Origin of the sequence: Polaromonas sp. (genome assembly GCF_018780625.1) — a bacterium.
Taxonomy (GTDB): Bacteria; Pseudomonadota; Gammaproteobacteria; order Burkholderiales; family Burkholderiaceae_C; genus Polaromonas.
The window spans coordinates 1-2,451 of sequence record NZ_JADMJK010000004.1 but is presented as its reverse complement, the minus strand read 5'-3'; the positions used below and the strand labels follow the sequence as shown (position 1 = coordinate 2,451).

The 2,451-nt window shown below is 63.5% G+C and carries 3 protein-coding genes; all 3 read left to right on the top strand.

Features of this window, described 5'->3' with window-relative positions; translation table 11 throughout:
* Positions 1–446: adenosylhomocysteinase (locus tag IV091_RS00265; protein ID WP_293463869.1), on the top strand; the 446-nt coding region annotated here is incomplete at its 5' end.
* Positions 447–510: 64 nt separating this feature from the next.
* Complete coding sequence (locus tag IV091_RS00260) at positions 511–1,521, top strand: TlyA family RNA methyltransferase (protein ID WP_293463866.1); 1,011 nt, start codon at positions 511–513, stop codon at positions 1,519–1,521.
* Between the two features lie 23 nt (positions 1,522–1,544).
* Entirely contained in the window at positions 1,545–2,375 is an 831-nt protein-coding gene (metF, locus tag IV091_RS00255; protein WP_293463864.1) for a methylenetetrahydrofolate reductase [NAD(P)H], read from the top strand.
* Positions 2,376–2,451 lie beyond the last annotated feature (76 nt).

The window sequence follows — 2,451 nt, the reverse complement described above, 5'->3', positions numbered from 1 at the left end:
ATGACCACATGGCGGCCATGAAAGACCAGGCCATCGTCTGCAACATCGGCCACTTTGACAATGAAATCGATGTCGCGTCGCTCGAAAAATGCACCTGGGAAGAGATCAAGCCGCAGGTCGACCATGTGATTTTCCCGGACGGCAAGCGCATCATCCTGCTGGCCAAGGGCCGCCTCGTGAACCTGGGCTGCGGCACCGGCCACCCGAGCTTTGTCATGTCGTCGAGCTTTGCGAACCAGACGATTGCCCAGATTGAACTGTTCACCAAGCAGGCCGACTACGAAGCCGGCAAGGTCTATGTGCTGCCCAAGCACCTCGATGAAAAGGTCGCGCGTCTGCACCTGAAGAAAGTCGGTGCGATGCTGTCCGAACTGAGCGACGAGCAGGCCGCCTACATCGGCGTGAGCAAGGCCGGCCCGTACAAGGCCAACGCCTACCGTTATTGAGTTTTTGCCTTGCTCCTTCCCCCGCCGGGGGAAGGCGTCAGACCAACCATGAGTCCTTCTACCTATGCGCGCAGATATTTTCCTTGTTGAACATGGCTTTGCCACCACCCGCTCCCAGGCCCAGCGCCTGATTGCCGCTGGCGTGCAGTGGCGCGTGGAGGCCGAAGGCGCCTGGAAGAAGGTCGTCAAAAACGGCGATGAAGTGCCGGACGCCGCCGAGCTGCAGGTCCTGGACAACCGCGAGGCGAAGTACATCTCGCGCGGCGGGCTCAAGCTGGAAGGCGCTTTGGCCCGCACCGGCCTGGACGTGGCGGGGCTGCGCTGCCTTGACATTGGCCAGTCCACCGGCGGTTTTACCGACTGCCTGCTGCAGCATGGCGCGGCGCAGGTGGTGGGCGTGGACGTGGGCCACGGCCAGCTGCACGGCACGCTGCGGGACGATGCGCGCGTGGTCTGCATCGAGGGCGTCAACGCCCGCTCGATGACGGCCGACGACCTGGCCGAGCATTACCACCGGGCGCTGAACGCCAACGAAGACGGCGCCCATGGTGCTGGTGACGCTGATGACGGCGAATTCAACCCGGAATTCGATTTTTTGACCGGCGACCTGTCCTTCATCTCGCTGACGCTCGTGCTGCCTGCCGTGGTGCGGCTGCTCAAGCCCGACGGCCAGTTGCTGATGCTGGTCAAGCCGCAGTTTGAACTGCAGCCCGGCCAGATCGGCAAGGGCGGCATTGTGCGCGACGCGGCGCACTTTGAATTCGTTGAAAAACGTCTGCGCGACAGCTGCACCGGCTTGGGGCTGGAGGTGAAGGCCTGGCTGGAGTCGCCGATTGCGGGCGGCGACGGCAACCGCGAGTTTTTCATCCATGCCCAAAAAGGTCATGAAACCGCTGGCGAAGACCAGCCGCTGGCCGCCGTGCCCAAGCGCCAGTCCCCCAAACGGCTGCCGCGCAGCACTTTGCGCGAGATGCGCGAGCCGCACGAAGACTCTGAAGCGGCCGAACTCGCCCATGCCGGCCAGCACGGGCCGGCGCGCAGCAAACGGCGCAACAAAAACCTGACGAACGAGTGACGAGAGAGAGAAAGAGACTTGCAATGAATGTCCCTATCAGTTTTGAATTCTTTCCGCCCAAAACGCCCGAAGGCGCCGCCAAGCTGCGCCTGACGCGCCAGGCGCTGTACGCCTTCCAGCCCGAGTTCTGCTCCGTGACCTTTGGCGCGGGCGGCTCCACGCAGGCCGGCACCTTCGGCACCGTCCAGGAAATCCTGGACGAGGGCGTGGCGGCGGCCTGCCATTTTTCTTGCGTGGGCGCAACCAAAGCGGCCGTGCGTGACCAGCTGGCCACGTTGCAGGCCATGGGCGTCAAGCGCCTGGTCGCGCTGCGCGGCGATTTGCCCAGCGGCTACGGGCTGGGCGGTGAGTTCCAGTACGCCAGCGACCTGGTGGCCTTCATTCGCGCGGAAACGGGCGATGCTTTTCACATTGAAGTGGCGGCCTACCCGGAAATCCATCCGCAGGCCAAATCGGCTGACGCCGATCTGCAGGCCTTTGCGGCCAAGGTCAAGGCCGGCGCGAATTCGGCCATTACCCAGTATTTCTTCAACTCGGATGCCTATTTCCGCTTTGTCGACGATGTCTACCGTCTGGGCGCCGATGTGCCCGTGGTGCCGGGCATCATGCCTATCACCAGTTCCACGCAACTGCTGCGCTTTAGCGACGCCTGCGGCGCTGAAATTCCGCGCTGGATTCGCCTGCGCCTGCAGGGCTACGGCGACGACACGGCGTCCATCAAGAGCTTTGGCCTCGATGTGATGACCGACTTGTGCGACCAGCTTTGCACGGCGGGCGTGCCCGGCATTCACTTCTACACCATGAACCAGGCCGGGGCGACGTCAGAGATCATTCGCCGCCTGAAGCCGGCTTGATCGCTCGCACCGCGACTGGTAGCCTGGTCAGGGCGGCCTTCAGCACCGGCTTGCTGGCCCTGCTGGCGGCCTGTAG